This window comes from Brevundimonas sp., assembly GCF_036399195.1.
Lineage (GTDB): Bacteria > Pseudomonadota > Alphaproteobacteria > Caulobacterales > Caulobacteraceae > Brevundimonas.
The window spans coordinates 1-2,942 of the sequence record NZ_DASWNO010000134.1 but is presented as its reverse complement, the minus strand read 5'-3'; the positions used below and the strand labels follow the sequence as shown (position 1 = coordinate 2,942).

The 2,942-nt window shown below is 66.9% G+C and carries 3 protein-coding genes; 1 reads left to right on the top strand and 2 read right to left on the bottom strand.

Annotated features, from left to right (window positions below; translation table 11 throughout):
• The first annotated feature begins 291 nt into the window (after positions 1–291).
• On the top strand, positions 292–744 hold the full coding sequence (locus VGB60_RS06325) for a CBS domain-containing protein (protein ID WP_331037418.1): 453 nt from the start codon (positions 292–294) through the stop codon (positions 742–744).
• Here VGB60_RS06325 and VGB60_RS06320 read toward each other — a convergent pair.
• Positions 741–1,784 (bottom strand): LacI family DNA-binding transcriptional regulator, encoded by a 1,044-nt coding sequence (locus tag VGB60_RS06320; RefSeq protein WP_331037417.1) that lies wholly within the window; start codon positions 1,782–1,784, stop codon positions 741–743. The two genes, VGB60_RS06325 and VGB60_RS06320, sit on opposite strands and share 4 nt — an antisense overlap.
• Positions 1,785–1,841: 57 nt before the next feature.
• Positions 1,842–2,942 (bottom strand): pectate lyase (locus VGB60_RS06315; protein WP_331037416.1); only part of this gene is annotated, 1,101 nt, incomplete at its 5' end.

The following is a 2,942-nucleotide window of genomic DNA, read 5'->3' as shown; positions in this document are numbered from 1 at the left end:
GAGCATCGGTCGCGAGCCTCCACAATATGCTGAAGGCGCTGCGGTCGCCGGACCGCACCCGACCTCATTGTTCCAGCTTTGCGCTATACGCGTTCAACAACGCTCGGTCTATGTCTGTCAATGTTGAAGCGATTTCATGGTGGAGCCAATGTTCATGGCGCGACATACGGCCGGTAAAGTTTGCGAATACTGATCATGAACGCGGGTGAGGTGGAACGACCCGCCCCCATTCCTGCTTGTTGAGCCATTGGTCCCCGCCGTCCGGGGACTGGAATCGATAGGGAGTCGACCATGAAAGTCACCGAGTGCATGAGCCGGGACGTGAGCTACGTCTCTCCGGATCAACCCATCCACGAAGCCGCGCGGATGATGCTGGACTCGGACACGGGAGCCCTGCCGGTCGGTTCGGAAGAGCGGGTCGAGGGCATGATCACCGACCGCGACATCACCGTGCGCGCCGTCGCCGAACAACGCAGTTTCGACACGCCGGTCCGGGACATCATGACCAGCGATGTCGTCGCCGCCTTCGAGGACCAGGACATCGACGACGTGGCGTTGATGATGAGCGACCTGCAGGTGCGGCGCCTGCCCGTGCTTAGCCGGGATCATAAGCTCATGGGCATAGTCTCGCTCGCCGACCTGGCGCGCTCGAACGACGCATCGACGGCCGAAGCGGCCCTGAGCGGCATCTCCGAACCCGGCGGCGATCATAACCAGAGCACCGACGGCGCGACGGCGGCCTAGCCGGCCGGCGCCGCCGTCGAATCCCTCACCACCAGCGAGGGGTCGACTTCCGGCTGGACAAGCGCCGCCGGGTCGAGGCCGCGCAGGCCCGCCGTCAGTTTCTCGGCCGCCATCCGGCCCATGTCGCGGATAGGCAGGCGCACGGTGGTCAGGTTCGGCCAAACGCGCGAGGCCATCGGCAGGTCGTCGAAGCCGACGATGGACAGGTCGCCCGGCACGTCGAGACCGGCGTCGCGGGCGGCCTTCATCACACCGATGGCCATCTCGTCATTGCCGGCGAAGATGGCGGTCGGCGGGCTGGTCAAGCTGAGCAGGCTTTGCGCCGCCTCCACGCCGGATTCGAAGGTGTAGGCGCCGGCGCGGACATAGGTCTCGTCCAGCGAAAGCTCATGTTCGGCGAGCCCTTCGCGGAACCCTCTGCCCCGCTCGTGCGACGACCGGAAGCTGTCTGGGCCTGAGATGAAGGCGATACGGCGGTGACCCAGCTCGGCCAGGTGGCGGGCCGCCCGCGCGGCGCCGCGGCTGTCGTGAGTCACCACCATGCAGGCCGGCCCATCCAGCGACACGGAGGCGATGCGGACATAGGGACAGTCCGCCTCCTTCAAGATGGCGACGACGCGGTCGTCCTCCGAGACAGACGGCGGCATGACGACGCCGAACAGCTTCTGGCGCACCACGAAGGCCCGCACCTCCTCAAGGAACGAGTCCGACGCGCGGTTGCAGGGGTGAACCACCAGCTCGAGCCCCGACCCCCGCACGGCGTCCAGCACCCCCTGCTGCATGTTGACCACATAGTTCGGGCTGGGGTTGTCGTAGATCATGCCGACCAGGAACGAGCGGCGGAACGCCAGTCCCCGCGCCTGCGGATCCGGCGAATAGCCGTGCTCGGCGATGACGGCCTCGACCCGCTGGCGCGTCTCCTCCTTGACGAAGGGCGAGTGGTTGATGACCCGGGACACGGTCTTTTTCGACACCTCCGCGAGGCGGGCGATGTCGTTGATCGTGGCGGGCTTGCCGCCGGGCCGCTTCGTCTCGTTCACGCGGGAATGCCTCCGGTCGAACGCCGTGCTTAGCCGCTGGCGCGCCGTCTGTCAGCGTCAGGTGCCGCGGCGCTGCGCCGGCCGGTCCAGCACCTCGTCGCGCAGCGGCGTCATGAAGCGCAGGTCCCAGTCGTCCGGATTGAACGGCTTTCGGGTCGCCTCGGTGACGGCCGGATAGCCGCCGACCTCGCGTTCGTGGTCGATGATCTCGCCGCGCCCCTCGGCCACCTCGGCGATCAGCAGCACGTCGCGCATGTCGCGGTCCCAGGGCCGGGCGCCGACCTGCGACAGCACCGAGACCTGCACCTGTTCGGCCGGAATCGGAGCCAGCCCCTCCCACCAGACCGGCGGGCGGCGCACCTCGATGATGCGCGCAGGGGCCGTCGTGTAGCGGCCGAACATCCGCAGCGGCTCGCCGACCTGATCCACGGCGATGTTGTCGCGGCCATAATATTCCACGTCGCCTGCGCCGCCGATCATCATGAAGGCGAGGCGTTCGCTCGGAGTCGACGGGCCGGCGCGCAGGACGTTGCCGATCACGGTCATCTTGCCGACCTCGAACGGCACGGCGCCCCACTCCTCGGGCGCAAGGTTGTAGTGGATGGCGCGGGGTCCCGGATTGTAGATCAGGTTGTTGACGATCACCCCGTGCACTCCGCCCTTGAACAGGGGGCTGCGCTCATAGTTGTGGGCGTAGAGGTTGCCGACGATCAGCAGGCCGGTGACGTTGTCATGGATCAGCGACCCCTTGGAATGCTCGCCCTTGGAATGGGTCGAATAGGCCAGGCTCTCGCCGTTCAGATTGTTCGAGAAGGTGATGTTGTGGCTGGTGCCGCGACGCCATTCCTCGGGTGTCGAGCCCGTGAACCGCGGGCCCGAGGCCGACAGGTTCTCGTCCGTCGCCCAGGTCAGGCTGCAGTGATCGATGATGACGTTCCAGGCCCCGATGGTGGAGATGCCGTCCTCGTCCCAGCCGCTCATCCATTCGCCCCCGGCCGAGCCGGGACGGATCCGGATATGCTGGACGACCACGTCGTGGGCGGTGATGTCCATGCCGCCGCGGATGATGGTGATGCCCGGCGACGGCGCCGTCTGGCCGGCGATGGTGATGAAGGGGTTGCGCAGACGCAGCGTCTGCTTGCCCAGATCGATGACCCC

What these genes read in the sequence shown, in the direction of transcription:
- VGB60_RS06325 (WP_331037418.1), top strand. Translation starts at nt 292, where the DNA reads ATGAAAGTCACCGAGTGCATGAGCCGGGACGTGAGCTACGTCTCTCCG.